This is a genomic window from Mycolicibacterium arcueilense (assembly GCF_058536225.1).
The window spans coordinates 185,095-210,062 of record NZ_JBZTYL010000016.1 but is presented as its reverse complement, the minus strand read 5'-3'; the positions used below and the strand labels follow the sequence as shown (position 1 = coordinate 210,062).

The window sequence follows — 24,968 nt, the reverse complement described above, 5'->3', positions numbered from 1 at the left end:
TATCGGTCGGACACCCAGGCTTGGTTAGCATGCACTGGTGGCAACCACAGAGAGCGGCGCCAAACACGTCGGCTGGCCGTCGAGGCTGACAAAGGCCCGGCTGCATTTCGTTTCCGGCAAGGGCGGCACCGGCAAGTCCACCGTCGCAGCGGCACTGGCGCTGGCCCTGGCGGCCGGCGGCCGCAAGGTGCTGCTGGTGGAGGTCGAGGAGCGGCAGGGCATCGCGCAGTTGTTCGACGTGCCACCGCTGCCGTATGAGGAAGTCAAGGTGGCCACGGCCGATGGCGGCGGACAGGTCAACGCGCTCGCGATCGACATCGAGGCCGCGTTCCTGGAGTACCTCGACATGTTCTACAACCTCGGCCTGGCCGGCCGGGCCATGCGCCGCATCGGTGCCATCGAATTCGCGACCACGATCGCGCCCGGTCTGCGTGACGTTCTGCTCACCGGCAAGATCAAAGAAATCGTGACGCGTACCGCCAAGGACGCCAAGGGCAAGCGCGGCGTCTACGACGCCGTGGTGGTGGATTCCCCTCCCACCGGCCGCATTCCGCGGTTCCTGGACGTCACCAAGGCGGTCTCCGACCTCGCCAAGGGCGGGCCCGTGCACTCGCAGGCCGACGGTGTGGTCAAGCTGCTGCACTCCGAACAGACCGCGATCCACCTGGTGACGCTGCTGGAAGCGCTGCCCATCCAGGAGACGCTCGAAGCCATCGACGAGCTCACCGAGATGGGACTGCCGATCGGTAGCGTCATCGTCAACCGCAACATCCCGGCCTACCTGCCTGCCGAGGATCTGGCCAAGGCGGCCGAGGGTGACATCGACGCCGACGCCGTCCGCGCGGGCCTGGAGAAGGCTGGAATCACGTTGGCGGACAACGATTTCGCCGGTCTTCTGACCGAGTCCATCCAGCACGCCACCCGGATCGCCGCACGCGCCGAGAGTGCCGAACTCCTCGATGCCATCGACGTACCCCGCCTTGAGCTGCCGTCGCTGGCCGATGGTGTCGACCTGGGCAGTCTCTATGAACTCGCCGAAGCACTGGAACAGCAGGGGGTCCGATAGTGAGCGCCAAACCGTCCGCCCTTGACATGCACACCATCCTGTCCGACACCGCCAACCGCGTCGTAGTGTGTTGCGGCGCAGGCGGAGTCGGCAAGACCACCACCGCAGCCGCAATGGCGCTGCGGGCCGCGGAGTACGGCCGCACCGTCGTGGTGCTGACCATCGACCCGGCCAAGCGTCTGGCCCAGGCGCTGGGGATCAAGGATCTCGGGAACACCCCGCAGCGGGTTCCGCTGGCCCCGGAGGTCACCGGGGAACTGCACGCGATGATGCTGGACATGCGCCGCACGTTCGACGAGATGGTGGTGCAGTACTCCGGACCGGACCGCGCCGACTCCATTCTGGAGAACCAGTTCTACCAAACCGTGGCGACCTCGCTGGCCGGCACGCAGGAGTACATGGCGATGGAGAAGCTCGGCCAGCTGCTGGCCGAGGACAAGTGGGATCTGGTGGTGGTGGACACCCCGCCGTCGCGCAACGCCCTGGACTTCCTCGATGCCCCGAAGCGGTTGGGCAGCTTCATGGACAGTCGGCTGTGGCGGATGCTGCTGGCGCCGGGACGTGGGATCGGCCGGTTGGTCACCGGCGCGGTCGGGCTGGCGATGAAGGCCCTGTCCACGGTGCTCGGATCGCAAATGCTTTCCGACGCAGCAGGTTTCGTACAGTCACTGGACGCGACCTTCGGCGGGTTCCGCGAGAAGGCCGACCGTACCTATGAATTGCTCAAGCGCCGCGGCACTCAGTTCGTGGTGGTGTCGGCGGCCGAGCCCGACGCACTGCGCGAGGCCTCGTTCTTCGTCGACCGGCTGTCGAACGAGCACATGCCGCTGGCCGGGCTGATCCTGAACCGCACCCATCCCATGCTGTGCGATCTGCATGCCGACAAGGCAGAGGAAGCCGCCGACGAGTTGGCGGCAGAGGGTTCGGACTCACTGGCCGAGGCCGTGCTGCGGATCCACGCCGACCGGGCCCACACCGCCAAGCGCGAGATCCGGCTGCTGTCCCGGTTCACCGGCGCCAACCCGCATGTGGCGATCGTCGGGGTGCCGTCACTACCGTTCGATGTCTCCGATCTCGACGCGCTGCGCGCGATCGCCGATCAGATCACCGGAGAGGCGGCCGAGCCCGCCTGACATCAGGCGGGCGGCGCAGCCGCGGTGTGGTGTGAAGGATTGCGGGTCAGACGGCGCTGCGGTGGTGCTTGCGCTGGGCTGCGAAGAACTCGGCCCAGGAGATGACTTCGGGATGCTGCTTGAGCAGGGCACGCCGCTGCCGCTCGGTCATTCCGCCCCAGACGCCGAACTCCACGCGGTTGTCGAGTGCATCGGCACCGCATTCGAGGATCACCGGGCAGTGGCGACAGATCACCGCGGCCTTGCGTTGCGCGGCACCCCGCACGAACAGCTCGTCCGGGTCGGCTTGACGGCATCGTGCCTGTGAAACCCAGGCGATCCGGGCTTCACCCTCGCCTCGATGGACCAGATTCGTGGCGGGGGCGGAAGCGTTCATCTTGTCTGCGACAGTTCTTGTACCTGACACCAGCGATCCCTTCGTTCCTGTCATCTCCCCAGATGACGGGCGTTGAACCTTCCGGTGTAGAACGCTATTGCGATCTACGCCACATTGCGACAGCCCGTGTTACCTGGATCGCACTGTGTGTCCAAGCTAGGTGGTCAGAGGGTATTTACGCAACAGTTTGTCGCCCACTTTTTTGGGACGGCCGTGCCGTCTGACCGGGGTCGGTGCGCACTGAGGTGTTTCTGCAGGCAAGCGCGATATGCCCGCGGGGCCCGCTCACGGGCAGCGCCGCTCGGCGACCTGGCTACTCTGTACCCATGCCGGAGCCGCCGACACGACCGCCCGCGCAGCCACCCCAAGCGGTCACCATCATCAAACTCGCCTGGTGCGTCCTGCTCGCGAGTGTGCTGGTGGCCACCTTCATGTTCCCGTTGGTGGGTGGATTCGGCCTGATGTCGAACCGGGCTTCCGACGTGGTGGCCAACGGATCGGCCGCCCTCGTCGACGGTGAGGTTCCGCAGGTCTCGACCATGGTTGATGCCAAGGGCAACACCATCGCGTGGCTGTATTCACAGCGGCGCTTCGAGGTGCCGAGCGATCAGATCGCCAACACCATGAAGCTCGCGCTGGTCTCCATCGAGGACAAGCGGTTCGCCGAACACAACGGTGTGGACTGGCAGGGCACCCTGACCGGTCTGACCGGATATATGCGCGGTGATTCCGACACCCGCGGCGGTTCGACCATCGAGCAGCAGTACGTGAAGAACTACCAGCTGCTCGTCATCGCCCAGACCGACGCCGAGCGCCGCGCCGCGATCGAGACCACGCCGGCTCGCAAACTGCGTGAGATCCGGATGGCCTTGACGCTCGACAAGACCTTCACCAAGCCCGAGATCCTGACGCGGTATCTGAACCTGGTCTCGTTCGGCAACGGTGCGTTCGGCGTTCAGGACGCCGCGCAGACCTATTTCGGCGTCAACGCCTCCGAGCTGAACTGGCAGCAGGCCGCGCTGCTGGCCGGCATGGTGCAGTCCACCAGCGCGCTGAACCCGTACACCAACCCTGACGGCGCCCTGGCCCGGCGGAACCTGGTGCTGGACACCATGATCGACAACATCCCGCAGGAGGCCGACGCACTGCGGGCCGCCAAGCAGCAGCCGTTGGGCATCCTGCCGCAGCCCAACGAACTGCCCCGTGGCTGCATCGCGGCCGGTGACCGGGCGTTCTTCTGCGATTACGCGCTGGAATACCTGGCCCGCGCCGGGCTGTCCAAGGAGCAGGTGGCCAAGGGCGGTTACCTGATCAAGACCACGCTGGATCCCGATGTGCAGGGCTCGGTGAAGTCGGCGATCGACAGCATCGCCCGCCCGGACGCACCCGGCATCGCCAGCGTGATGAGCGTGGTCAAGCCGGGCAAGGAATCCCACCCGGTCCTGGCGATGGGCAGCAACCGCACCTACGGTCTGAACACCGATGCCGGCGAGACCATGCAACCGCAGCCGTTCTCGCTCGTCGGCGACGGCGCCGGATCGATCTTCAAGATCTTCACCACGGCCGCGGCCATGGACATGGGGATGGGCATCAACACCCAGCTGGCGGTGCCCGGGTTCTTCCAGGCCAAGGGACTCGGCAGCAGTGACACCCCGGGGTGCCCGAAGGAAACCTGGTGCGTGAAGAACGCCGGCGGCTACCGGGGTTCGATGAGCGTCACCGATGCGCTGGCCACCTCACCGAACACCGCGTTCGCCAAGCTGATCTCGCAGATCGGTGTGCAACGGTCGGTCGACATGGCGGTGAAGCTGGGCCTGCGGTCCTACGCGTTGCCCGGCACCGCCCGCGACTACGACCCGGACAGCAATGAAAGCCTGGCCGACTTCGTCAAGCGCCAGAACATCGGTTCGTTCACGCTGGGCCCCATCGAGGTCAATGCGCTCGAGTTGTCGAATGTGGCGGCCACCCTGGCCTCCGGCGGCACCTGGTGCCCGCCCAATCCGATCGGCCAGGTGCTCGATCGCCACGGTCAGGAGGTGTCGGTGACCACCGAGACCTGCGATCAGGCGGTGCCTGAGGGTCTGGCCAACACCCTGGCCAATGCGATGAGCAAGGACGATCAGGCCGGAGGCACCGCCTCCGGGTCGGCCGGTTCGGTCGGCTGGGACCTGCCGATGTCGGGCAAGACCGGCACCACCGAGGCGCACCGGTCGTCGGGCTTCCTGGGCTTCACCAATCAGTACGCCGCGGCCAACTACATCTACGACGATTCCACCAGCCCCGGCGAGCTGTGCTCGTTCCCGCTGCGCCAGTGCGGCGACGGCAACCTGTTCGGCGGTAACGAACCGGCCCGTACCTGGTTCACGGCGCTCAAGCCGATCGCCAACAACTTCGGCCCGGTCGCCCTGCCGCCGACAGATCCGCGCTACGTCGACGGCGGCCCCGGCTCCGTGGTCCCGACCGTGACCGGACTGGATGAGACGGCCGCGCGCCAGCGGCTCAAGGAATCCGGATTCCAGGTGGCCGACGGCTCCGCCTCGGTCAACAGCAGCTCGCGCGCCGGCACCGTCGTCGGCACCGCGCCCAGCGGCCAGACCATTCCGGGCTCGATCATCACGATCCAGGTCAGTAACGGGATCCCGCCGGCCCCGCCACCGCCCGAGTTCCCGTTCCCACTGCCGGGCGGCCCGCCACCTGAGATCGGCCAGACAGTCGTCGAGATCCCGGGGTTGCCTCCGATCACCGTCCCGGTGCTCGGCCCTCCACCGCCCCCGTGACCATCGGTTCGCAGTAGGCTTGCCTGCATGTCAGTAAAGAAGGCAGCTGCCGTCACCGCCGGTTCGCTGGTTGCCGGGATCGGCTACGCGACCCTCATCGAGCGCAATGCGTTCGTGCTGCGGGAAGCGACCATGCCGGTACTGGCCCCTGGCTCGTCACCCCTTCGGGTGCTGCACCTGTCCGATCTGCACATGCGTCCCAACCAGCGCCGTAAGCAGGCCTGGCTGCGTGATCTGGCACGCCTCGAACCCGATCTGGTGGTCAACACGGGCGACAACCTGGCCCATCCGAAGGCCGTGCCCGCCGTCGTGCAGTCACTGAGCGACCTGCTGTCCGCGCCCGGCCTGTTCGTGTTCGGCAGCAACGACTATTTCGCGCCGCGCCTGAAGAACCCGCTGAACTACCTCACCAACCCGGACCATCGGACGCACGGTGAACCGTTGCCGTGGCAGGACCTGCGCGCGGCGTTCACCGAGCGTGGCTGGCTCGACATGACCCACATCCGTCGGGACGTCGAGGTGGCCGGGCAGCACATCGCGGTGGCCGGCGTCGACGATCCGCACCTCAAGCGCGACCGCTACGACACCATCGCCGGCCGGGCCAACGGCGCGGCGAACCTGACGTTGGGGCTCACGCACTCCCCCGAACCGCGGGTGTTGGACCGCTTCGCCGCCGACGGCTATCAGCTGGTGCTGGCCGGGCACACCCATGGCGGGCAGCTGTGCCTCCCGTTCTACGGGGCCATCGTGACCAACTGCGAGCTCGACCGGTCGCGGGCCAAGGGCGCCTCGAAGTGGGGTTCCCACATGCAGTTGCACGTGTCCGCGGGTATCGGCACGTCGCCGTTCGCGCCGGCGCGGTTCTGCTGCCGCCCCGAGGCCACCCTGCTGACGCTCGTCGCAGCGCCGACCGGCGGCGGCCACGTCGGGATCAGGGCCGGGCAATCCAGCCCGGCCGTCTCGGCCCGGTGAGCCAACCGGGCTGCACCGCGTCGCGTCCTCGGCCACGCCGGTGGGTCGACAATGCGGTGCGGCTGATCGAGGCCGATTCGAAACGCAGCGCCGACACCCATCTGTTGCGTTATCCGCTGCCGACCAAGTGGCGCGACGAGATCGACGTCGCGTTGTATCTCAAGGACGAGTCCACCCACATCACCGGCAGCCTCAAGCACCGGCTGGCCCGCTCCCTGTTCCTGTACGGCTTGTGCAACGGCTGGATCGGCGAGGGCACCACGATCATCGAGGCGTCTTCGGGGTCGACGGCGGTGTCCGAGGCCTACTTCGCCGCACTGCTCGGCCTGCCGTTCATCGCAGTGATGACCGAGTCGACCAGTGCCTCCAAGATCGCGCTGATCGAAGCCCAAGGCGGCCGTTGCCATTTCGTCGCCGAGTCGTCGCAGGTGTACGCCGAGGCCCAGCGGTTGGCCGAGGAGACCGGCGGGCACTACCTGGACCAGTTCACCAACGCCGAACGGGCCACCGACTGGCGTGGCAACAACAACATCGCCGAGTCGATCTACGAGCAGATGCGTCTGGAACCGCACCCGGTTCCGGAGTGGATCGTGGTGGGCGCCGGCACCGGTGGCACCAGTGCGACCATCGGCCGCTACATCCGCTACCGCAGGCACGCCACGCAGTTGTGTGTCGTCGACCCGGAGAACTCCGCGTTCTTCCCCGGCTACGCGCAGGGCCGCGACGACGTCGTCACGGGCGCATCGTCGCGCATCGAGGGCATCGGCAGGCCGCGGGTCGAGCCGTCGTTCCTGCCGGGGGTGGTCGATCAGATGATCACCGTCCCCGACTGCGGGTCGGTGGCCGCGGCGCATCACGCCAGCCGAGTGCTGGGCCGCCGCGTCGGCCCGTCGACCGGAACCAACCTGTGGGGCGCGTTCCAGCTATTGGCAGAGATGATCGCGCACGGCCGCAGCGGGTCGGTGGTGACACTGCTGGCCGACAGCGGTGACCGCTACGCGGATACCTACTTCGATGCCGACTGGCTCAGCGCCCAGGGGCTGGAACTGTCGGAATCGGCGGAGGTGCTGTCGGAGTTCGAGCGTTCGGGCAGCTGGTCCTGATCCGTCTCGGCCGTCAAGAACAGCCAAAACGCTGCCAGCGCGAAGAACCCCAGGTAAATGGTGGCGCCCAGGACGGTCATGAGTACTCCAGTCGATTCGGATGTCGTCAGTGGGTAGAACACCGCCGACACCCTCATTGCTTCCCGTCGCTTCCCGGCGCCGGTCGCCGTTGCGTCCCGTTGCCGATTTCCACACCAGGGCTGTGGTCCGCGCCGGCGCACCGCCCAGAGGTAGAAACCGGCGCAGAGGTGGCCGTTTGGCGTCCGAGGTACCCGGTGCGATACGCTGTCGGAGCTTCACACGGGGTGTGGCGCAGCTTGGTAGCGTGCTTCGTTCGGGACGAAGAGGTCGTGGGTTCGAATCCCGCCACCCCGACTCGTGTGATCAAGGCCCAGACCAGAGAAATCCGGTCTGGGCCTTTTCGATTCCGGTCGACAGCTTGCCTATCCCGGTAGTCCTTGTTCTTCCGGCGGCAGTGGAGCAGGTCCCTTGATTCCCGGAGTAGCCATGGGGATCTCGGGTGCCTGCGCGGGGTTGGACGGCGCGATGGTTACCCCGGTCTGCATCGGAGATGCCGGCTCGGACCCGAGAAGCGAGGCGGGATGACTCTGCAGGCCTCCGACGACCCCGAACACACTCAGCGCAACAACAGCGCATCCACCAATCACGGTCGAGAACTTGATGCCGAAATTACTCATATCGAACCAATCCATTGAAAACATAGAACTTCTATGCAATGGAAAACGTTGCGGCCCCGGCATCTATTCCCAATTCGGGCCTATCGCCGACGCGTCAGGCGCCGTCACTCATGTTGATGGCCTTTCTTGCCGTGGCCCCTGCCATTCCCGTTGCCGTTGCCGTTACCATTCCGCTGGTCTTGACCGTTCCCGTTCCAGTTGCCCCACTCCCCTTCGTCCTCGGGCAGCGTCGGGGTGACGGTCGGGATGCTTGGCGCGGCAGGCACGATCGGCTCGACAGTGGTGGTCACCGGCGTCACGGCCGGCGCGCGCTGCGGCGGCGGATCGGCGATCAACAGGATGACCCCGAGGATGCCGGCCACCGCAACGGCCAGTCCGGCGAGCACCATCCGGACGCGCGACCGCCGGGTCGGCAGCGGGGCAGGCAGCATCAGGGTCGCGGGAGGAGCGGTCGGGGCGGCGTGCAATGCCGCCCGCATCTCGACGGCGTCGGCGAAGCGGTAGGCCGGGTCCCGCGCCATCGCGCGCTCCAGCACGTGAATCAGAGCGGGGTCGACGTCGGGGCGCAGCATGCCGATCGGCATCGGGGCTTCGTCGACGACGGCGCGCATGGTGGCGATCGGATGGTCCCGGGCGAAGGGCCGCCGTCCGGTCAGCGCCTCGTAACCGAGGACACCGACGGCGTACAGATCGTCCGACACCGTCGCCGGCTGGCCCGTAATCCGTTGCGCGCTGAGGTAATCCGGCGTGCCGAACACGGTTCCGACGTGCGTGTGGGCGGTTCCGGCCGTCTTGGCGATACCGAAGTCGGCAAGCTTGGCGGTGCCCGAGCTGGTGATCAGGACGTTGCCAGGTTTGATGTCGCGGTGCAGGATGCCCGCGCCGTGGGCGGCGGTCAGCGCACCCAGCAGGTCGGCCAGCACCCAGCGCACCCGGTCGGCGGACAGCGGTCCGGCCGCGATCTCCTCGGCCAGGGTCGGCCCGGGCAGCCGTTCCATCACGATGTAGGGCGTCCCGTGGTCTTCACCGCTGTCGTGGACCGCGACGATATTGGGATGGTTCAGCGCGGCGGCGGCGCGCGCTTCGTCCTCGAATCGCCGACGCGTCACCTCGTCGGCGGCCAGCGCCGGATAGAGCAGTTTGATCGCGACCGGGCGCGACAGCCGGGTGTCCCAGCCATCGCGCACCTCGGCCATGCCGCCTCGGCCGAGCACGCCACGTAGCTCGTAGCGGCCGGCGAGCGCCGCCGTCATAGATCTCCCCTCCGCCGTGCGCTTGGCTCCAAGTATCCCGGAATGCTGTTCTGCGGCATGCTGGCACCATGCCCAGGTTCAGGTTGGAACCCGCCGACGCCGCCTTCTTCAGCACGGCGCCGCACATCTTCACCTATCAGAAGCGGTTCGCCGCATCGCCCGAGAAGGTGTGGGAGTCGCTGGTCTCCGATGAGTCCCTGGCTGCCTGGGGACCGTCGGTCAACAAAGTCGAGTGGCTGGCGCCGCGGCCGTTCGGCGTCGGGACCTCTCGCGAGGTGACGCTGGCACCTGGAGTGGTCCGGGTGCACGAGACGTTCTTCCGGTGGGAGGAGGGCCGGCGGTACTCGTTCACCGTCGACCACGCCAACATTCCGTCACTGCGCCGGTTCGCCGAGGACTACCTGGTCGAACCCGCAGGCGACGGAGAAACGCAGTTCACCTGGATCGTGGCGATCGAGCCGAAGCCGTTGTTCGCGATCCCGTTCAAGGGCCTGGCGCCGGTGGTCAAAGCAGCGTTCGGGCGCCTGGCCTCCGACGGCCAGCGCTATTTCGCCCGAGTGTGACCGAGGTCCCAACCAAGCAGTTGATAGCGTCGGCCGATGGCCGCGCTGAGCTGGATCGCCGAACTGCTGCAGTTCGATCGCGATGGTGATGACTTCTGCATTCGGGAACCGCGCAGAGGGGCGACCGAGCGGCTGTTCGGCGGGCTGATCGCCGCCCAATCACTGGGCGTGGCCGGAGCCACGGTCGATGGCGGTAAGCGTCCGCAATCGCTGCACGCCTACTTCGTCCGCGGCGGCCGCTACGACGCCGACGTCGAGTTCCACGTCGACCGCACCCGCGACGGACGCGCGTTCGCGACCCGGCACGTCACCGCCAGCCAGGACGGCAAGGTGATCCTGGAGATGCTGGCGTCGTTCCATCAACCCGAGCCCGGTCTGGACTGGTCCCCCGACGCCCCGCCCACCCTCGAGTTCGACGCAGCGGCCCCCAAGCTCGACGTCATGGACTTCGGCGACAAGTTCGACCTACGGACCATGCCCGACGACACGTCGGAGTTCGCGGTGTCGCCGTTCTGGATCCGCAGCCAGGTCGAGATCGAGGACGATCCGCTGATCCGGGCCTGCACCCTGGCCTTCATGTCGGATCTCGGTCCGGTCCCCTCGGCGCTACCGCCGATGGTCCCGCTTCGCGCCGACCTTGGCTTCGCCGCCAGCCTGGACCACTCGATCTGGTTCCATCGCCCGTTCTTGCCCTGCGACTGGCACCGATATGAGTTGCAGTCGGCGAACCACAACGATTCCCGTGGCCTGGCCCGCGGCTCGCTGTACGACGCGGCCGGCGCACTGATCGCCAGCGTCAGCCAGGAAGCGCTCTGGCGGATTCCGGTCTAGCTCCACGTTTGTCACCGCCGCATGGCGGGCAACCGGTGGCATGAAGATCTCCGATGTCACGTCCTGGCCGGTCGAGATCGGTGCCGCGATGCGGCACCGACGGCTGTTCCACCCGAACGGTGTGCTGGCGCGGGGTCATCTGGAGCGCACCGCACCCGCAGGCCGGGGCCTGCCGCTCTACTCGTGCGATGTGGTGGGCAGGTTGTCAAAAGGGATCGGGACCCCGGATTCGGTGCCGGACATCGCCGGCCTGGCGTGGCGGATGCCACCGCAGCTGTCGGGCACACCGTGGGATGTGCTGTTGGCCTCCACACTGGCCGGCAATCGATTTGTCTTGTGGCCGGCCAATTCCTGGGCAGGGATCACGTTCTCGAGTGTGATGCCGTTGAGATTCGAGGGCGCGCTGTGGTGGCTGCGAGCCCGTCTCACCACCGACTTCGATGGCGCCGGGCTTTCGCTCGGCAGCGTGGACCAGCAATTGGAACGCGGTGGGGTTGAGTTCGACATCGAGCAGTCCCCCGCCGCCGGCGAATTCGAGCCCGTCGCCCGACTGTCACTGTGCGAGAAGCTGCCCCACGGCCGTGACGTGTCGTTCGATCCTGCTTTGCACGAGGCCGACGGGGTTCGCCTGGTGCCCACATGGCTGGCCGACATCCGCCGCAGCGCATATCACAGCAGTCGCGTCGGGCGCGATGCTGAGTAGCGTTCAGTCGGGCGGTTCGTGCGTCGTGCTCTCGCTGGTGTCGACGTCCGGCGTGTCCTCCGGAACGTCCTTTGCCCGGGCGGGCTTGTCGCCCGCAGCACCGTTCTTCTCGCGGTGCTCTTCGTCGTAGATCCCTTTACCGGTTGGCATGCGCTTGAGATACCCGTCGTCGTGGGTTTCAACGCATCGCCGACAGCTACAGCCGCGCCTTGACCGCCGCTGACAACCGCGCGCCGTCGGCCTTGCCCGCGGCAATTGCCGTCGCGGCCTTCATCACCTGACCCATCTGGCGCATGCCGGGCCGTTCCCCGGTCTGCTCGGCGACCTGTGCGATGGCGGTGTCGGCGACGTCGGCCAGTTCGGCGTCGGTCAACGGGGTGGGCAGGTACTCGTCGATCACCCGGGCCTCGGCATGCTCGTTGGCTGCCAACTCACCCCGGCCGTTCTGGGTGTAGATCTCGGCGGCCTCGCCGCGCTTCTTCGATTCGCGGGCCAGCACCGCGATCACCTCGGCGTCGGACAGTTCCCGGGCCTGCTTACCCGAGACCTCTTCGCTCTGGATCGCCGCCAGCATCATGCGCAGGGTGGCGGTGCGCAGCTTGTCCTGCGACTTCATCGCGCCGGTCAGATCCGCGCGCAGCTTGTCCTTGAGCTCGGCCATAGCGTCAACCTAGCCGCGATCAGTCGTCGCCCGCCACGAATTTCGCGTCGACCGCGACCGAGACCTCGATATCGGCGGGTGCGAACTCGATTTCAGGCGCCGCGCCGCCGCGTACTGCCATGGCACGCATCATCGGCGGGGACGACGAATCGTCGGGCGGCCGGCACACCATCCCGGCGTCCCCGATCGCCACCGGCCGCACCGGACCGAGGGCCAGTGCATCGGAATAGCGCTGGGCCTTGGTGACGGCGTCCTGCACGGCCCGGGTCTGGACCTGGGTGACGAGCTCCTCGCGATGTTCGGCGGTCAGCGCCCATTCGATCCGCGACAACGAAAAGCCGCCGGTGTCGGTGACATGGCCGCCGACCCATCGCGACAGTGCGGTGAAATCGCTGAACTTGACCTGGATGTCGACACTTGCGTGGTGCACGAGCGGCAGTTGCTTGCCCTCGTTGTTCCAGGGTCGGTTGGCCCAGGTGCGCACCTGACCGGTGGACCACCAGGTGACCGGGCCGGTGTCGGGCTTGTGCAGCGGGGTGATCGAGGATTTCACCGTGTCCAGGTCGCGCACCACGCGTTCGTACGCCGGTTCGATCGCCGGGCCCTCGTAACCGAGCGTGGCATGGACCGTCGCACGCTCCGGCTGCCGAAATGCGGAAAAAGACCCACGCACGATGATCTCGGTCGGCATGGGTCCACCGTAGTTGCTGACGGGAACTACGGTGAGAGGATGACGAGCGGTCGGCCATATGCGGGGAGTGTCATCCCGCTTCGCCCGTTGAGCCTGACCGACATCTTCAACGGCTCCCTCGCCTACGTGCGCACCAATCCGAAGGCGACGCTGGGTCTTGCCACCGTGGTCGTTCTCGCATCGCAGATCGTCACGCTCGCGCTGCAGATCGGGCCGCTGTCCGCACTCGGCGAATTCGACCCCGCACTGCAGGGCGAGACGCCGTCGTCCGGGACCATCGCGGTGTTCGCGATCGGGGCGTTCGTCGGAATCGTCGTCACGACGCTGGCCTCGCTTCTGCTCAGCGGCATGCTCACGGTGGTGATCGGCCGCTCGGTGTTCGGCGGCAGTATCACCATCGGCGAGGCCTGGCGTCGGCTGCGCGGACGGTTACCGGCGCTGATCGGGTTGACCGTGTTGCAGGCGCTGGCCCTGGTCGTGATCGTCGGCATCGTCGCGGTCGTGATCGTCGGAGCCGGTGCGCTCGGCGGCGGGTTGGCCGCGTTCGCCATCGGTATGCCGCTCGTACTGCTCACGTTGCTCGGTGTGCTCTACGTGTCGACGGTTCTGCTGTTCGCCCCCGCGGTGATCGTGCTGGAGCACCTTGGCATCGTCGATGCGGTCAAGCGGTCATTCACGTTGGTGAACAAGGACTTCTGGCGGGTGTTCGGCATCTGGGTCCTGGCCACCATCGTGGCCGCGGTGATGGCCTGGGGGGTGGGTGCGCCGTTCAACGTGGCGGGACAGATCATGACGATGGTCGCCGAAGGACCGACGGTGCCTGGACTGATCCTCACTGCCGTCGGTGGAGCGATCGGGCAGATCGTCACCGCACCGTTCAGCGCGGGCGTGGTGGTGTTGCTCTACGCCGACCGGAGGTTCCGCGCCGAGGCCTTCGACCTGATGCTGCAGACGGGCGCGGGTGCACCGGTGGAAACTACCGACCAACTATGGCTGCCGCGGTACGTCTGAGGTGACGGGCATCGACATCGACCGTGACGCTGCGCATGACGCCGCGCAGAACGAGCTGACCAAACCGATCTATCCCAGGGCTTCACCGACCGATCAGATCGGCGACTGGATCAACGATCTGCTGTACCGGATCACCGCGGCAGGCTCGACGATCCCCGGTGGCTGGTTCACCATCTCGGTGCTGGCCATCCTGCTCGTGGTGGCCGTCGTGGTGGCGGTGCGGATCGCACGGCGCACCTTGCGTACTGCGCGCAGCGGTGACCACGCCCTGTTCGGCAGTCAGGAGCTCAGCGCCGCACAGCACCGTTCGATCGCTGAACAATATGCCGCACAGGGTGATTGGTCGGCCGCGATTCGTCACCGGGTCCGCGCGCTGGCCCGCCATCTTGAGGAAACCGGGGTGCTCGACGCAGTCCCGGGCCGTACCGCGACCGAACTCGCCCGCGACGCCGCGACGGCACTGCCGGCCCTGTCGACCGGACTGTTCAGCGCGGCAAGCACATTCAACGACGTCACCTACGGCGAGCAACCGGGTACCGAGGCGGCCTACCGGGAGATCGCGGCGCTCGACGAGGCCGGGGTGCCATGAGCGCCGATTCGATCAGACACCGATTCCGCACGGCACGCTGGGTACTGCTGGCACTCGCTGTGATCGTCGCGGTTTCCGTCGTGACGGTGTACCTGACCGCACCGCGCCCGGGTGGCGCGCTGGATCCCGAGTCGACGTCGCCCGAGGGAACGCACGCGTTGGTCAGTCTGCTGCGCGACCACGGTGTCGAGGTGATCACCGCGACCGATGTCGGCCAGGTGCAGCAAGCCGCCCGGCCCGGCACCCTGCTGGTGGTGGCGCAGACGATGTTTCTGTCCAGCGACAAGACCGTCGACCGGCTCGCCGGCACCCCCGGCGACCTCCTGTTGGTCGCACCGTCCGGACTCGTCCGCGAGAAGCTGGCGCCGCAGATCCGGCTCGACAAGCCGACGGAGTTCGGCGGTGACGAGCCGGATTGCCAATTGCCCGAGGCAAACCGCGCCGGAACCGCACAGCTGGGCACAACCGATACCTATACCGCGGCCGACGGTACGGCGTTGACGTCGTGCTACGACGGCGCGGTGGTCCGCTACCACGACGGGGCGCGCACCGTCACGGTCGTCGGCACCGGCTCCTTCATGACCAACGCCCGCCTGCTCAAGGAGGGCAACGCGGCACTGGCGATGAATCTGGCCGGCGCCGCACCGCGGGTTATCTGGTATGCACCACAGCATTTCGAGGCCGAGTCGACCGGGGACGGCACGCTGTCGGACCTGATGCCGCCGCAGATCCGGTGGATCGTCCTGCAGCTGTGCCTGGTGGTGGCTCTGCTCGCGGCGGCGCAGGCGCGGCGTCTCGGCCCGCTGGTCGCCGAATCCCTACCCGTGGTGGTCCGCGCGTCGGAGACCGTCGAGGGGCGTGGCCGCCTGTACCGCTCCCGCCGGGCCCGCGACCGGGCCGCCGATGCCCTGCGCGCCGCCGCGTTGGGCCGGATGCTGCCCCGACTCGGCCTGAACTCCTCGGCGCCACCACAGGCGGTGGCCGCCGCTGTCGCCGCGCGGTGCGGCACCGCATCGAACTCGGCCGGGCACATCCTGTTCGGCCCACCGCCTGCGACCGACGCCGACCTCGTCCACCTCGCACACCAACTCGACGACATCGAAAGGCAGGTCGCGCAGTCGTGACTCAGCCCCACCCAGAGAATGCCGGCTCCGATTCGGCCCGTGACGCCCTGCTGGCCCTGCGCAACGAGATCGCCAAGGTGGTGGTCGGTCAGGATGCGGTGATCAGCGGACTGGTGGTCGCGCTGCTGTGTCGCGGGCACGTCCTGCTCGAAGGCGTGCCGGGGGTGGCCAAGACCCTGCTGGTGCGCACCCTGGCTGCGGCCCTGCAGTTGGAGTTCAAGCGCGTGCAATTCACGCCGGACCTGATGCCCGGCGACGTCACCGGCTCGCTGGTGTACGACGCGCGCACCGCCGAGTTCGAATTCCGCGCCGGCCCCGTATTCACCAACCTGCTGCTGGCCGATGAGATCAACCGGACGCCACCGAAAACCCAGGCGGCACTTCTGGAAGCCATGGAGGAGCGTCAGGTCAGTGTCGACGGCACCCCTCGGCCGCTGCCCGACCCGTTCATCGTGGCAGCCACCCAGAACCCGATCGAGTACGAGGGCACGTATCAGCTGCCCGAGGCTCAGTTGGACCGCTTCCTGCTCAAGCTCACCGTGCCGCTGCCGCCGCGGGATCAGGAGATCGCGATCCTGAGCCGGCATGCGCAGGGCTTCGACCCGCGTGACCTGTCAGCCGTGCAGCCGGTGGCCGGCGCGGCCGAGCTCGCCGCCGGGCGCGACGCGGTGCGTCGGGTCCTGGCCGGTGACGAGGTGCTCGGCTACATCGTCGACATCGTCGGGGCCACCCGGCATTCCCCGTCCCTGCAGCTCGGTGTGTCACCACGCGGCGCCACGGCGCTGCTGGCCACGTCGCGGTCCTGGGCCTGGCTGTCGGGCCGCAACTATGTGACTCCCGACGACGTCAAGGCGATGGCCCGCTCGACGCTGCGCCACCGGGTGGCGCTGCGCCCCGAGGCCGAGCTGGAGGGCGCCACCCCTGATGGAGTGCTGGACGGCATCCTGGCCGCCGTCCCGGTGCCGCGCTGATGGTTCTCACCGGCCGCGCCGGTCTGGTGGCACTGGTCTGCGTGCTGCCGATCGCGTTGGCCCCTTGGCCGGCAACGGCTTTCGCTGCGCTGGCGGCGCTGCTGGCGGTGGCGGTGGTCGCAGATGTCGCACTGGCCGGTCGCATCGGCGGCCTGCAGATCACCCGCAACGGCGAGTCCACCGCACGGCTGGGCCAGAGCGTCGAGGCCGGGCTCACCGTGCACAACACCGGACGACGGACGGTCCGCGGTGCCATCCGCGACGCCTGGCCGCCCAGCGCGACGGCGCAACCGCGTGCCCACCAGGTGAATATCGATGCGGGACAAAAGATTTCCCTGGCCACCCGATTACACCCGGTACGCCGCGGCGACCAGCGCTGCGAGCTGGTCACGGTGCGGTCGGTCGGACCACTGGGCCTGGCGGGACGTCAACGCTCGCAGCGGCTGCCCGGACAGGTGCGGGTCCTGCCGCCGTTCCTGTCGCGCAAGCATCTGCCGTCCCGGCTGGCCAGGCTGCGGCAGCTGGACGGTGCGATCCCCGTGCTGATCCGCGGTCAGGGCACCGAATTCGACTCGCTGCGTGAGTATGTGGTCGGCGACGACGTCCGCTCGATCGACTGGCGCGCCACTGCCCGGCGCGCCGACGTCGTGGTGCGTACCTGGCGCCCGGAGCGCGACCGGCGGGTGGTGATCGTGCTCGATACCGGCCGCACCTCGGCGGGCCGGGTCGGGGTGGACCCGACCGCGCTAGATCCGGGCGGGTGGCCGCGACTGGACTGGTCGATGGACGCGGCACTGCTGCTGGCAGCCCTGGCCGCCCGCGCCGGGGATCACGTCGACTTCCTGGCCATCGACCGGGTGGCGCGCGCCGGGGTGTGGGGCGCCTCGCGCACCGAACTGCTGGCCGCGCTGGTCGCGGCGATGGCACCCTTGCAGCCCGCGCTGGTGGAATCCGATGCGACGGCGATGGTTTCGGCGGTGTCGCGCCGGGTGCGGGGCCGGGCTCTGGTGGTGCTGCTGACCGATCTGAACGCCTCGGCGCTCGACGAGGGGTTGATGACGGTGCTGCCGCTCCTGTCGTCGCGCCATCAGGTCCTGCTGGCTGCGGTGTCCGATCCGCGAGTGGACCAGTTGGCGGCGGGTCGGTCCGACGCCGCGCAGGTCTATGACGCCGCGGCCGCCGAACGGGCCCGAAACGACCGCCGGGCCATCGCGTCGCGGCTGCGCGGCCACGGGGTGGACGTGGTCGATGCCGCTCCCGAAGACCTCGCGCCGGCCCTGGCCGACCACTATCTGGCGATGAAGGCTGCGGGCAAGCTCTAGCAGTCCTTCTGGATCGGACGGTGCACACCGGGCAAGCGCTGGTGAAATTGATCGATTGAGAAAGCCTTGCCCTTCAGTATGCATTTCGTACTCTTGGGGGGTACGAAATGCATACTCGGGAGCAGAAATGGCACAGGACCGCAGTACCCCACTGCCTGCAGAACTCGCGCGGGTGCCGATGAAGACAATTCGGCCGCTCGACGCGGCGCACCACTATGCCCACCCGCGCACACAGTTAGCCCGCCTTGCCGAACGTGGTTTGCTGCACCGCTTGACCGATGGCTACTACGTGGTAGTGCCGCAGGACATGGTGGGAAACAGCTGGATGCCGGGCTTGGAAACCGCCGCGGCGGGCATCGCTTCGGCAATCTATGGCCCGGGCAGCATCGTCGTCATGGGAGTCAGCGCCGCGCGACTGCACGGAGTAATTCCGCGCGCACTGGCCACCGCGACTATCGCCGTCCCTGACCAGCACCGCCCCATCGCGCTGTCTGACCGTCCAGCAGCCGTCCGGTTCATCAAGCGAGACACCAAGAGATTGGACGCCGAACGTTACGACACCGAGCTCGGCCCGACGCTGGTGACTACACCCGAGCAGACGATCCTGGACCTTGCCAATCGTCCCAAACTTGGTGACGCCGAGATCGACATTCCGGTCGCCGTCGCAGCGCTCTACGAGCGCAGCGACAAGGACCAACTACAAGCCCTCGCAACCGAGCAGAAACGCACAGCATCACTGAAGCGGGCGAAAGCCTGGGCACGACAGTGAATACCGACGAAAAAGCCGCGGTCGCCGAGCAATTCGGCGTCGCGACCGAACAAGTCGAGCGCGACCACCTCATCTCCCACCTCCTTGCCTTCCTCAGCCGGGACTTTGGCGACCGAATCCACTTCATCGGTGGAACCGCGCTCGCCCGAACGCATCTCTCGAACGGGCGGCTAAGCGAGGACATCGACCTCATCGCGGTCGGCGACCGCAGATCCGTAGCTGCCGGTCTGGACGCCGCCTTGCCCCGCGCGCTCGCCCGCACTCACGGTCGACTCGCCCTTGACCCGGCGCTCAGCAGCGTTCGTGACACGTACCCGGCGATCCTCCGCACCTCAGATGGACTGGCAGTACGGCTACAACTGCTGTCCCCCCGGGACCGAATCGTGTGGCCGACAGAGCGACGATCGCTGGTCCAGCGTTATTCAGATGCCCCCGCCGCCGAGCTGCTGGTGCCCACCCGCCCTGCCTTCGCAGCATCTAAGACCGCGACATGGTTCGACCGCCACGCCTCTCGCGACCTTTGGGATCTCTGGGCGCTCGACCGGATCGGCGCCATCGACGCCGAAGCCGAAAACCTTTACCGGCGCTTTGGCCCGACTAACAATCCGCCGGCCCTACGGGACTTCATGACCGCGCCGACAGAGGCCGACTGGCAAAGCCAACTCGCCGGCCAAACCCGCCTCACGGTCTCGCCCAAAGATGCCCTGACCGCCGTGCATGACGCTTGGGCACAGGTGATCGCGGCGTCGGCGAGCGGGTCAAGGCCCGCATGAACGGAAAATAATCGACGAGTCTGAAAAGAACTGGTGCCCATATCCGTCTCCTCGTCGGAGAAAGTCCCGGGGAGAGTTAGCCCACAGGCAGCACGTCGGGGGCGTCCTCGAGGTCTCCACTCTCGCCAGCCCGGGCGGCCTTGCGGCCGAAATGGAACACGTAGCCCAGGAAGGCGAGTTCGGCGGCCACACCGATGCCGATCCGCATCCAGGTGGGCAACGGCGACGGGGTTACCAATGCCTCGATCAGACCGGATATCAGCAGCACGACGGCCAGCCCGATCGCGGCCGCGACGACGGCCCGGCCCTGTTCGGCCAGTACCTGGACCCGGGGTCGGTCGCCGGGAGCGATCACCGTCCAGCCCAGCCGCATCCCCACCGCGGCGGCCAGGAACACCGCGGTCAACTCGAGTAGTCCGTGCGGGGTGATCAGGCCCAGGAAGAGATCTCCCTTGTCTGCGCTGAACATCAGCCCGGCGATGACGCCGAGGTTGGCCGCGTTCTGGAACAGCACGTACGGGATGGGCAGGCCGAGCAGGATCGCGAAAGCGATGCACTGCGCGGCCACCCAGGAGTTGTTCACCCAGACCTGCAGAGCGAACGACGCGGCGGGATGCTCGCTGTAATACGACGCGAAGTCGTTGTTCACCAATTCGTCGATCTCGCTGGGGGTTCCGATGGCCGCATGCACATCCGGGTTGCCCGACACCCACAGCGCCAGCGCGACGGTCACGATGAAGAACGCCACCGCCGATCCCAGCCACCAGCGCCAGGCCCGGTAGGCCACCACCGGGAAGGACACGGTCCAGAACCGGACGAACTCGCGCCAGAGCGGAGCGTGCGCACCCGTCACCGCGGCGCGCGCCCGGGCCACCAGCCCAGACAACCGACCGATCAGAACGGAATCCTGCGAGGCCGAACGCACCATCGAAAGGTGCGTCGAGACCCGCTGATAGAGGTCGACGAGTTCGTCCACCTCGGCACCGGTCAACCGTCGGCGTCGTTTTACCAACTGCTCCAACCGGTCCCAGGTGGGGCGATGGGCCACGACGAACGCATCGACATCCACGTGGCAGAGCGTAGTCGGTAGCGTGTGTCGGTATGGTTTGGCAGCCCGCGCCGGTGGTGACCGGGGACGCCGTCGTCCTCGACGTGGCGATCGCCCAGTTGCCGGTGCGCACACTGGCCGCATTGATCGACATTCTGGTGATCGCCGTCGGCTATGTGGCCGGTCTGGTGTTGTGGTCGATCACGTTGAGCCAGCTCGACGACGCATTGTCGGCGGCCATTCTGATCATCTTCACGGTGCTGACCCTGGTGGGTTATCCGGTGGTGATGGAGACCGCGACCCGCGGCCGCTCGCTGGGCAAGATGGCGTTGGGACTCCGGGTGGTGGCCGAGGACGGCGGCCCGGAACGCTTCCGGCAGGCCCTGTTCCGCGGGCTGGCGGGCTTTGTCGAGATCTGGATGCTCACGGGTGGGCCTGCGGTGATCTCCAGCCTGGTGTCAGCGAAGGGCAAGCGCCTCGGCGACATCTTCGCCGGGACGGTGGTGATCAGTGAGCGCGGGCCCAAATTGAACCCGCCACCGGTCATGCCGCCGGCCTTGGCCTGGTGGGCCGGCTCGCTGGAACTGTCCGGGCTCGGCCCCGAGCAGGCCGAGCTCGCCAGGCAGTTCGTGTCCCGCTCGGCCCAGCTCGACCCGCGGATACGGCAGGAGATGGGCTACCGGATCTTCTCCGAGGTGACCTCCCGCATCTCACCCCCGCCGCCGCCGGGCGCGCCGGTCGAGTACGTGTTGGCCGCGGTGCTGGCCGAACGGCACCGTCGCGCGTTGGTCAGGCTCATGCCCCAGGCGCCGGCTCCGGCGTTCCCAGCGCCGTATCCCCCGCCCTACCCGAACTCTCCTCCACCGCCTCCGACCAGCGGGTTCACCTTACCCAGCTGAGGTGTGGGACATCACTGTCCCATTTTGGCCCGGTCGTGCTACATTTTGATGCATGACCAGTTCGGCGTCGTCGCACAGCGGGCCGCGTGAGCGCACCCGCAAGGCGATTCTCGATGCCGCCATGACGGTCCTGGCCGACAATCCGTCGGCCTCGCTGACCGATATCGCCGCTGCCGCCGACGTCGGTCGCAGCACCGTGCATCGGTACTACCCGGAACGCACCGATCTCCTGCGGGCCCTGGCCCGCCACGTCCACGAGCTCAGCAACGCCGAAATCGACCGCGCGGATCCCACCCACGGTCCGGCGGATGCGGCGCTGCGCCGCGTGGTGGAAAGCCAGCTCGACCTGGGCCCCATCGTGATCTTCGTGTACAGCGAGCCGACGATCCTGGCCGATCCCGAGCTGGCCGCCTACCTCGACACCGGGGACGAGGCGATCGTCGAGGTGCTCAACCGCGCCTCTGTCGACAGGCCCGAATATCCCCCAGGATGGGCCCGGCGGGTGTTCTGGGCCCTGCTCGACGCCGGCTACGAAGCCGCCAAGCAGGACGGCACACCCCGCCACCAAATCGTCGACGCCATCATGACCAGCCTGACCGCGGGCACCATCGATCTCCCGCGCGGCTGAACGAAACTTTCTTGGAGCTCCCCGCATGTCCACCCGCCTCGACGGCTCGCCGTCGAACTCTCGCGACGGCTCGCCGTCGATGACACCGACGCCCAAACGCGCCTGGCTCGCACTCGCCGTACTTGCCCTTCCAGTCATCCTGATCGCGGTCGACAACACCGTGCTCGCGTTCGCCCTTCCGGCGATCGCCGAGGATTTCCGGCCCGCCGCATCCACCCAACTCTGGATCGTCGACGTCTACTCGCTGGTGCTGGCCGCACTACTGGTCGCGATGGGCAGCCTCGGCGACCGGCTGGGCCGGCGCCGAATGCTGCTGATCGGCGCCACCGGTTTCGCGGTGGTGTCGGTGGCGGCCGCCTTCGCGCCGAGCGCGCAGTACCTCGTGCTGGCCCGCGCCGTGCTGGGCGTGTTCGGCGCCATGCTGATGCCCTCGACGCTGTCGTTGATCCGCAACATCTTCACCGAGGCCTCCGCGCGCCGGCTGGCCATCGCGATCTGGGCCTCGTGCTTCACCGCGGGATCCACCCTCGGCCCGATCGTCGGCGGCGCGCTGTTGCAGCATTTCCATTGGGGTTCGGTCTTTTTGGTGGCCGTCCCGATCCTGCTGCCGCTGCTGATCCTCGGCCCCAAGCTGATCCCGGAGTCCCGTGACCCCAATCCGGGCCCGCTGGATCTGACCAGCGTGGCACTGTCCTTCACCGCGATGCTGCCGATCGTGTGGGCGATCAAGACCACGGCGCACGACGGGCTGTCGGTGCTGACCGTATTGGCCTTCGTGGTGGGCATCGCCTCGGGCGCGCTGTTCGTCCTTCGGCAGAAGCGCAGCGCCACCCCGATGCTCGACATCGGACTGTTCTCCTACGCACCGTTCAGCTCGTCGATCCTGGCGAACTTCCTGTCCATCGTGGGGTTGATCGGCTTCATCTTCTTCATCTCGCAGCACCTGCAGCTGGTGCTCGGCCTCTCCCCGCTGGCGGCCGGCCTGGTGACTCTGCCGGGTGCGGTGGTGTCGATGGTCGCCGGGATCAGCGTGGTCAAGCTGGCGAAACGCTTTGCGCCGCAGACCCTGATGGTCGCCGGACTGGTACTGGTTGCGGCCGGGTTCATCATGATCCTGCTGTTCCGCCACGACCTGTCGGTGGTTGCGGTGATCGTGTCGTTCATCGTGCTCGAGCTCGGCGTCGGCATCTCCCAGACGGTGTCGAACGACACCATCGTCGCCTCGGTACCGGCCGCCAAAGCCGGTGCTGCGTCGGCAGTCTCGGAGACCGCCTACGAGCTGGGCGCGGTGATCGGCACCGCCACGCTCGGTACGATCTTCACGGCGTTCTACCGCAACAACATTGCGCTGCCGGCCGGCTTGAGCCCGGCGCAGGCGGCCGACGCCGGTGAGAGCATCGGCGGCGCCACCTCCGTGGCCGCCGACCTGCCCGCGAATACTGCGGCACAACTGCTCGACTCCGCCCGCACCGCGTTCGATTCCGGGATCGCACCGACAGCGGTCATCGCGGCGATGCTCGCGCTGGCCGCGGCCGGGATCGTCGCCTACGCGTTCCGCAAGCCGGCTCAGCCGAGTTGACGCCCAGTGGCCAGTCATGACACGTGATCCGCGAAATTGCGTGTGCCAACTGGCCACTCGGCCGCACACCAGGCTTCAGCGGTAACGCAGCCCGATCAGCAGCAGGACCGCGCTGATGAATCCGGAGGCGGCGCGCACATGGTTCCACGCGGTCCAGGTGGTGAGGCAGGCCTGCCATTCGGCGGCCGCATCGGCGAGATCGACCTGGTCGAGGTGGTTGTTGAGCGGCACGTTGAACAGCATCGTGACGAGGACCCCGAGGACGCCGAAGATCGCGCCGGCCAGCAGGAACCAACTGCCGGGCCGGCCGATCTGGGCCACCGCGAACACACCGACCACCAGGGCCAGCAGGGCCGAGCCGAGAAGCATCATCAGGAACGGCGCGTTGGTGTTGGCCTCGGCGTTCATGCCGCGCATCGCGGTGATCGCTTCGACCGGACCGGTGCGGTTGAGACCGCGCATCACGAATGTGGAGAATGCGTAGTAGATCCCGCCCGCAGCTGCGCTGGCGATGGCGGCGATTGCGACGAGGACGACGACGGGGCTCATGGTCATGGCTTCAGTCAACGGCGCCGGCAAAAGACGTTCCATGGTTCAGACTCCCGTTTTCATACGTGAGCGTCTCGCCGTATCCGCACTGCGACGATGGAGACCATGACCCGCGAATTCGACGACCTGATCACCGAGGCGGACGCGGCATCGGTGGACGGCTGGGACTTCTCGTGGCTGGACCGGCGGGCCACCGAAGCCCGGCCGTCCTGGGGGTTTCAACGTCTGATGAGCGAACGGTTGGCCACGGCATCGTCGGCGCTGGACATCCAGACCGGTGGCGGTGAAGTGCTCGCCGGAGCGGCGACGTTCCCGCCGACCATGGCAGCCACCGAGTCCTGGCCGCCCAACCTCGACCGCGCGACCCGACTGCTGGGACCACGTGGCGTCGTCGTGGTCGCCGATCCCGACGAGCCGCCGCTGCCGTTCGCCGACGCGGCGTTCGAACTGGTCCTCAGTCGGCACCCGGCCACCGTGTGGTGGGACGAGATCGCGCGCGTGCTGTGTCCCGGCGGCACCTACTTCGCTCAACATGTCGGACCGGCAAGCGTTTTCGAGCTCACCGAGTTCTTCCTCGGCCCGCAGCCACAGGCCCGGCGGGCCCGTGATCCCGACATCGAGTGCGCCGCGGCGCGAGACGCCGGCCTCGACGTCGTCGACCTGCGTGCCGAGCGGCTGCAGATGGAGTTCTTCGACATCGGCGCGGTGGTGTATTTCCTGCGCAAGGTCATCTGGATCGTGCCCGGCTTCACCGTCGCGGCCTATCGCGACGAACTCGCCGCACTGCACCGGAAGATCGCGACCGACGGATCCTTCGTCGCGCACTCCTCCCGGCATCTGATCGAAGCCCGCAAGCCGGGATGAGCGTTACCCTACCGA

General features: G+C 67.6%; 26 protein-coding genes and 1 tRNA gene. 20 read left to right on the top strand and 7 right to left on the bottom strand.

What is annotated here, in order from left to right; all coding sequences use genetic code 11:
* The first annotated feature begins 34 nt into the window (after positions 1-34).
* The gene (bagA, locus tag AC4LGL_RS19615) at positions 35-1,066 is read left to right on the top strand and encodes an ATPase BagA (protein ID WP_491840259.1); all 1,032 of its coding nucleotides are present in this window, start codon (positions 35-37) and stop codon (positions 1,064-1,066) included.
* Positions 1,066-2,199, top strand: coding sequence for an ATPase BagB (gene bagB / locus AC4LGL_RS19610; RefSeq protein WP_491840242.1), 1,134 nt, complete (start codon positions 1,066-1,068; stop codon positions 2,197-2,199). The genes bagA and bagB overlap by 1 nt, the downstream gene beginning before the upstream one ends.
* Positions 2,200-2,245: 46 nt before the next feature.
* Here bagB and AC4LGL_RS19605 read toward each other — a convergent pair whose 3' ends face one another.
* Complete coding sequence (locus AC4LGL_RS19605; RefSeq protein WP_019347376.1) at positions 2,246-2,575, bottom strand: WhiB family transcriptional regulator; 330 nt, start codon at positions 2,573-2,575, stop codon at positions 2,246-2,248.
* Positions 2,576-2,901: 326 nt separating this feature from the next.
* Between AC4LGL_RS19605 and ponA2 the strand changes: the two genes are divergently transcribed.
* From ponA2 to AC4LGL_RS19585, 4 genes are all read left to right on the top strand, one after another.
* Complete coding sequence (gene ponA2, locus AC4LGL_RS19600) at positions 2,902-5,352, top strand: transglycosylase/D,D-transpeptidase PonA2 (RefSeq protein ID WP_491840241.1); 2,451 nt, start codon at positions 2,902-2,904, stop codon at positions 5,350-5,352.
* A gap of 27 nt (positions 5,353-5,379) precedes the next feature.
* On the top strand, positions 5,380-6,324 hold the full coding sequence (locus tag AC4LGL_RS19595) for a metallophosphoesterase (protein ID WP_064881207.1): 945 nt from the start codon (positions 5,380-5,382) through the stop codon (positions 6,322-6,324).
* On the top strand, positions 6,321-7,427 hold the full coding sequence (cds1, locus tag AC4LGL_RS19590; protein ID WP_491840240.1) for an L-cysteine desulfhydrase Cds1: 1,107 nt from the start codon (positions 6,321-6,323) through the stop codon (positions 7,425-7,427). Before AC4LGL_RS19595 ends, cds1 begins: the two co-directional genes overlap by 4 nt.
* 301 nt (positions 7,428-7,728) lie before the next feature.
* Positions 7,729-7,802: transfer RNA gene (locus AC4LGL_RS19585), tRNA-Pro, on the top strand.
* Positions 7,803-8,229: 427 nt separating this feature from the next.
* Here AC4LGL_RS19585 and AC4LGL_RS19580 read toward each other — a convergent pair.
* Positions 8,230-9,378, bottom strand: coding sequence for a serine/threonine-protein kinase (locus tag AC4LGL_RS19580; protein ID WP_491840239.1), 1,149 nt, complete (start codon positions 9,376-9,378; stop codon positions 8,230-8,232).
* Positions 9,379-9,446: 68 nt separating this feature from the next.
* On the opposite strand from AC4LGL_RS19580, the gene AC4LGL_RS19575 reads away from it, so the two are divergent.
* Genes AC4LGL_RS19575 through AC4LGL_RS19565 form a run of 3 tightly spaced genes read left to right on the top strand, consistent with a single transcriptional unit; the run spans position 9,447 to position 11,475 of the window.
* Complete coding sequence (locus AC4LGL_RS19575; RefSeq protein ID WP_491840238.1) at positions 9,447-9,941, top strand: SRPBCC family protein; 495 nt, start codon at positions 9,447-9,449, stop codon at positions 9,939-9,941.
* A gap of 36 nt (positions 9,942-9,977) precedes the next feature.
* Positions 9,978-10,772 (top strand): acyl-CoA thioesterase, encoded by a 795-nt coding sequence (locus tag AC4LGL_RS19570; RefSeq protein ID WP_491840237.1) that lies wholly within the window; start codon positions 9,978-9,980, stop codon positions 10,770-10,772.
* Positions 10,773-10,812: 40 nt separating this feature from the next.
* Positions 10,813-11,475: a phosphodiesterase gene (locus AC4LGL_RS19565; RefSeq protein ID WP_491840236.1), complete on the top strand. Its 663-nt coding sequence runs from the start codon at positions 10,813-10,815 to the stop codon at positions 11,473-11,475.
* Positions 11,476-11,478: 3 nt separating this feature from the next.
* Here AC4LGL_RS19565 and AC4LGL_RS19560 read toward each other — a convergent pair whose 3' ends face one another.
* The 3 genes from AC4LGL_RS19560 to AC4LGL_RS19550 are packed head-to-tail and all read right to left on the bottom strand — an operon-like array spanning position 11,479 to position 12,827.
* Positions 11,479-11,625 carry a hypothetical protein gene (locus tag AC4LGL_RS19560; protein WP_491840235.1) on the bottom strand — a complete coding sequence of 49 codons (147 nt, stop codon included), beginning with the start codon at positions 11,623-11,625 and terminating at the stop codon, positions 11,479-11,481.
* Between the two features lie 46 nt (positions 11,626-11,671).
* A complete protein-coding gene (locus tag AC4LGL_RS19555; protein WP_064888124.1) occupies positions 11,672-12,136 on the bottom strand; it encodes a GatB/YqeY domain-containing protein in 465 nt (154 codons plus the stop codon).
* Between the two features lie 19 nt (positions 12,137-12,155).
* A complete protein-coding gene (locus AC4LGL_RS19550) occupies positions 12,156-12,827 on the bottom strand; it encodes an SIMPL domain-containing protein (RefSeq protein ID WP_491840234.1) in 672 nt (223 codons plus the stop codon).
* Between the two features lie 39 nt (positions 12,828-12,866).
* On the opposite strand from AC4LGL_RS19550, the gene AC4LGL_RS19545 reads away from it, so the two are divergent.
* From AC4LGL_RS19545 to AC4LGL_RS19515, 7 genes are all read left to right on the top strand, one after another.
* Positions 12,867-13,838, top strand: a complete 972-nt coding sequence (locus AC4LGL_RS19545) for a DUF7847 domain-containing protein (RefSeq protein WP_491840233.1) — start codon at positions 12,867-12,869, stop codon at positions 13,836-13,838.
* Position 13,839: 1 nt separating this feature from the next.
* Positions 13,840-14,427, top strand: coding sequence for a DUF4129 domain-containing protein (locus AC4LGL_RS19540; RefSeq protein WP_491840232.1), 588 nt, complete (start codon positions 13,840-13,842; stop codon positions 14,425-14,427).
* Positions 14,424-15,551: a DUF4350 domain-containing protein gene (locus tag AC4LGL_RS19535; protein ID WP_491840231.1), complete on the top strand. Its 1,128-nt coding sequence runs from the start codon at positions 14,424-14,426 to the stop codon at positions 15,549-15,551. The genes AC4LGL_RS19540 and AC4LGL_RS19535 overlap by 4 nt, the downstream gene beginning before the upstream one ends.
* On the top strand, positions 15,548-16,522 hold the full coding sequence (locus AC4LGL_RS19530; protein ID WP_491840230.1) for an AAA family ATPase: 975 nt from the start codon (positions 15,548-15,550) through the stop codon (positions 16,520-16,522). Before AC4LGL_RS19535 ends, AC4LGL_RS19530 begins: the two co-directional genes overlap by 4 nt.
* A complete protein-coding gene (locus AC4LGL_RS19525; protein WP_491840229.1) occupies positions 16,522-17,844 on the top strand; it encodes a DUF58 domain-containing protein in 1,323 nt (440 codons plus the stop codon). Before AC4LGL_RS19530 ends, AC4LGL_RS19525 begins: the two co-directional genes overlap by 1 nt.
* Positions 17,845-17,971: 127 nt before the next feature.
* Entirely contained in the window at positions 17,972-18,613 is a 642-nt protein-coding gene (locus AC4LGL_RS19520) for a type IV toxin-antitoxin system AbiEi family antitoxin domain-containing protein (RefSeq protein ID WP_491840228.1), read from the top strand.
* Positions 18,610-19,386 carry a nucleotidyl transferase AbiEii/AbiGii toxin family protein gene (locus AC4LGL_RS19515; RefSeq protein WP_491840227.1) on the top strand — a complete coding sequence of 259 codons (777 nt, stop codon included), beginning with the start codon at positions 18,610-18,612 and terminating at the stop codon, positions 19,384-19,386. The genes AC4LGL_RS19520 and AC4LGL_RS19515 overlap by 4 nt, the downstream gene beginning before the upstream one ends.
* A gap of 76 nt (positions 19,387-19,462) precedes the next feature.
* Here the strand turns inward: AC4LGL_RS19515 and AC4LGL_RS19510 are convergent, their stop codons facing one another.
* Positions 19,463-20,455 carry a stage II sporulation protein M gene (locus AC4LGL_RS19510; protein ID WP_491840226.1) on the bottom strand — a complete coding sequence of 331 codons (993 nt, stop codon included), beginning with the start codon at positions 20,453-20,455 and terminating at the stop codon, positions 19,463-19,465.
* A 32-nt stretch (positions 20,456-20,487) separates the two neighbouring features.
* Between AC4LGL_RS19510 and AC4LGL_RS19505 the strand changes: the two genes are divergently transcribed.
* From AC4LGL_RS19505 to lfrA, 3 genes are read left to right on the top strand one after another with little or no spacing between them, the layout of a single operon-like run.
* A complete protein-coding gene (locus AC4LGL_RS19505; RefSeq protein WP_491840225.1) occupies positions 20,488-21,333 on the top strand; it encodes an RDD family protein in 846 nt (281 codons plus the stop codon).
* 52 nt (positions 21,334-21,385) lie between these two features.
* The gene (locus AC4LGL_RS19500; protein ID WP_064937263.1) at positions 21,386-21,961 is read left to right on the top strand and encodes a TetR/AcrR family transcriptional regulator; all 576 of its coding nucleotides are present in this window, start codon (positions 21,386-21,388) and stop codon (positions 21,959-21,961) included.
* A gap of 25 nt (positions 21,962-21,986) precedes the next feature.
* Positions 21,987-23,540 carry an efflux MFS transporter LfrA gene (lfrA, locus tag AC4LGL_RS19495; RefSeq protein ID WP_491840224.1) on the top strand — a complete coding sequence of 518 codons (1,554 nt, stop codon included), beginning with the start codon at positions 21,987-21,989 and terminating at the stop codon, positions 23,538-23,540.
* Between the two features lie 75 nt (positions 23,541-23,615).
* Here the strand turns inward: lfrA and AC4LGL_RS19490 are convergent, their stop codons facing one another.
* A complete protein-coding gene (locus tag AC4LGL_RS19490) occupies positions 23,616-24,095 on the bottom strand; it encodes an anthrone oxygenase family protein (protein ID WP_491840223.1) in 480 nt (159 codons plus the stop codon).
* A gap of 99 nt (positions 24,096-24,194) precedes the next feature.
* Here AC4LGL_RS19490 and AC4LGL_RS19485 point away from each other — a divergent pair, with 99 nt between their 5' ends.
* A complete protein-coding gene (locus AC4LGL_RS19485) occupies positions 24,195-24,953 on the top strand; it encodes a class I SAM-dependent methyltransferase (protein WP_491840222.1) in 759 nt (252 codons plus the stop codon).
* Positions 24,954-24,968 lie beyond the last annotated feature (15 nt).

Coding starts and splice junctions, on each gene's coding strand:
- AC4LGL_RS19605 (WP_019347376.1), bottom strand. CDS start 2,575: ATGAACGCTTCCGCCCCCGCCACGAATCTGGTCCATCGAGGCGAGGGT.
- ponA2 (WP_491840241.1), top strand. CDS start 2,902: ATGCCGGAGCCGCCGACACGACCGCCCGCGCAGCCACCCCAAGCGGTC.
- AC4LGL_RS19595 (WP_064881207.1), top strand. CDS start 5,380: ATGTCAGTAAAGAAGGCAGCTGCCGTCACCGCCGGTTCGCTGGTTGCC.
- AC4LGL_RS19580 (WP_491840239.1), bottom strand. CDS start 9,378: ATGACGGCGGCGCTCGCCGGCCGCTACGAGCTACGTGGCGTGCTCGGC.
- AC4LGL_RS19575 (WP_491840238.1), top strand. CDS start 9,447: ATGCCCAGGTTCAGGTTGGAACCCGCCGACGCCGCCTTCTTCAGCACG.
- AC4LGL_RS19570 (WP_491840237.1), top strand. CDS start 9,978: ATGGCCGCGCTGAGCTGGATCGCCGAACTGCTGCAGTTCGATCGCGAT.
- AC4LGL_RS19565 (WP_491840236.1), top strand. CDS start 10,813: ATGAAGATCTCCGATGTCACGTCCTGGCCGGTCGAGATCGGTGCCGCG.
- AC4LGL_RS19560 (WP_491840235.1), bottom strand. CDS start 11,625: ATGCCAACCGGTAAAGGGATCTACGACGAAGAGCACCGCGAGAAGAAC.
- AC4LGL_RS19555 (WP_064888124.1), bottom strand. CDS start 12,136: ATGGCCGAGCTCAAGGACAAGCTGCGCGCGGATCTGACCGGCGCGATG.
- AC4LGL_RS19550 (WP_491840234.1), bottom strand. CDS start 12,827: ATGCCGACCGAGATCATCGTGCGTGGGTCTTTTTCCGCATTTCGGCAG.
- AC4LGL_RS19545 (WP_491840233.1), top strand. CDS start 12,867: ATGACGAGCGGTCGGCCATATGCGGGGAGTGTCATCCCGCTTCGCCCG.
- AC4LGL_RS19535 (WP_491840231.1), top strand. CDS start 14,424: ATGAGCGCCGATTCGATCAGACACCGATTCCGCACGGCACGCTGGGTA.
- AC4LGL_RS19525 (WP_491840229.1), top strand. CDS start 16,522: ATGGTTCTCACCGGCCGCGCCGGTCTGGTGGCACTGGTCTGCGTGCTG.
- AC4LGL_RS19520 (WP_491840228.1), top strand. CDS start 17,972: ATGGCACAGGACCGCAGTACCCCACTGCCTGCAGAACTCGCGCGGGTG.
- AC4LGL_RS19505 (WP_491840225.1), top strand. CDS start 20,488: ATGGTTTGGCAGCCCGCGCCGGTGGTGACCGGGGACGCCGTCGTCCTC.
- AC4LGL_RS19500 (WP_064937263.1), top strand. CDS start 21,386: ATGACCAGTTCGGCGTCGTCGCACAGCGGGCCGCGTGAGCGCACCCGC.
- lfrA (WP_491840224.1), top strand. CDS start 21,987: ATGTCCACCCGCCTCGACGGCTCGCCGTCGAACTCTCGCGACGGCTCG.
- AC4LGL_RS19490 (WP_491840223.1), bottom strand. CDS start 24,095: ATGACCATGAGCCCCGTCGTCGTCCTCGTCGCAATCGCCGCCATCGCC.
- AC4LGL_RS19485 (WP_491840222.1), top strand. CDS start 24,195: ATGACCCGCGAATTCGACGACCTGATCACCGAGGCGGACGCGGCATCG.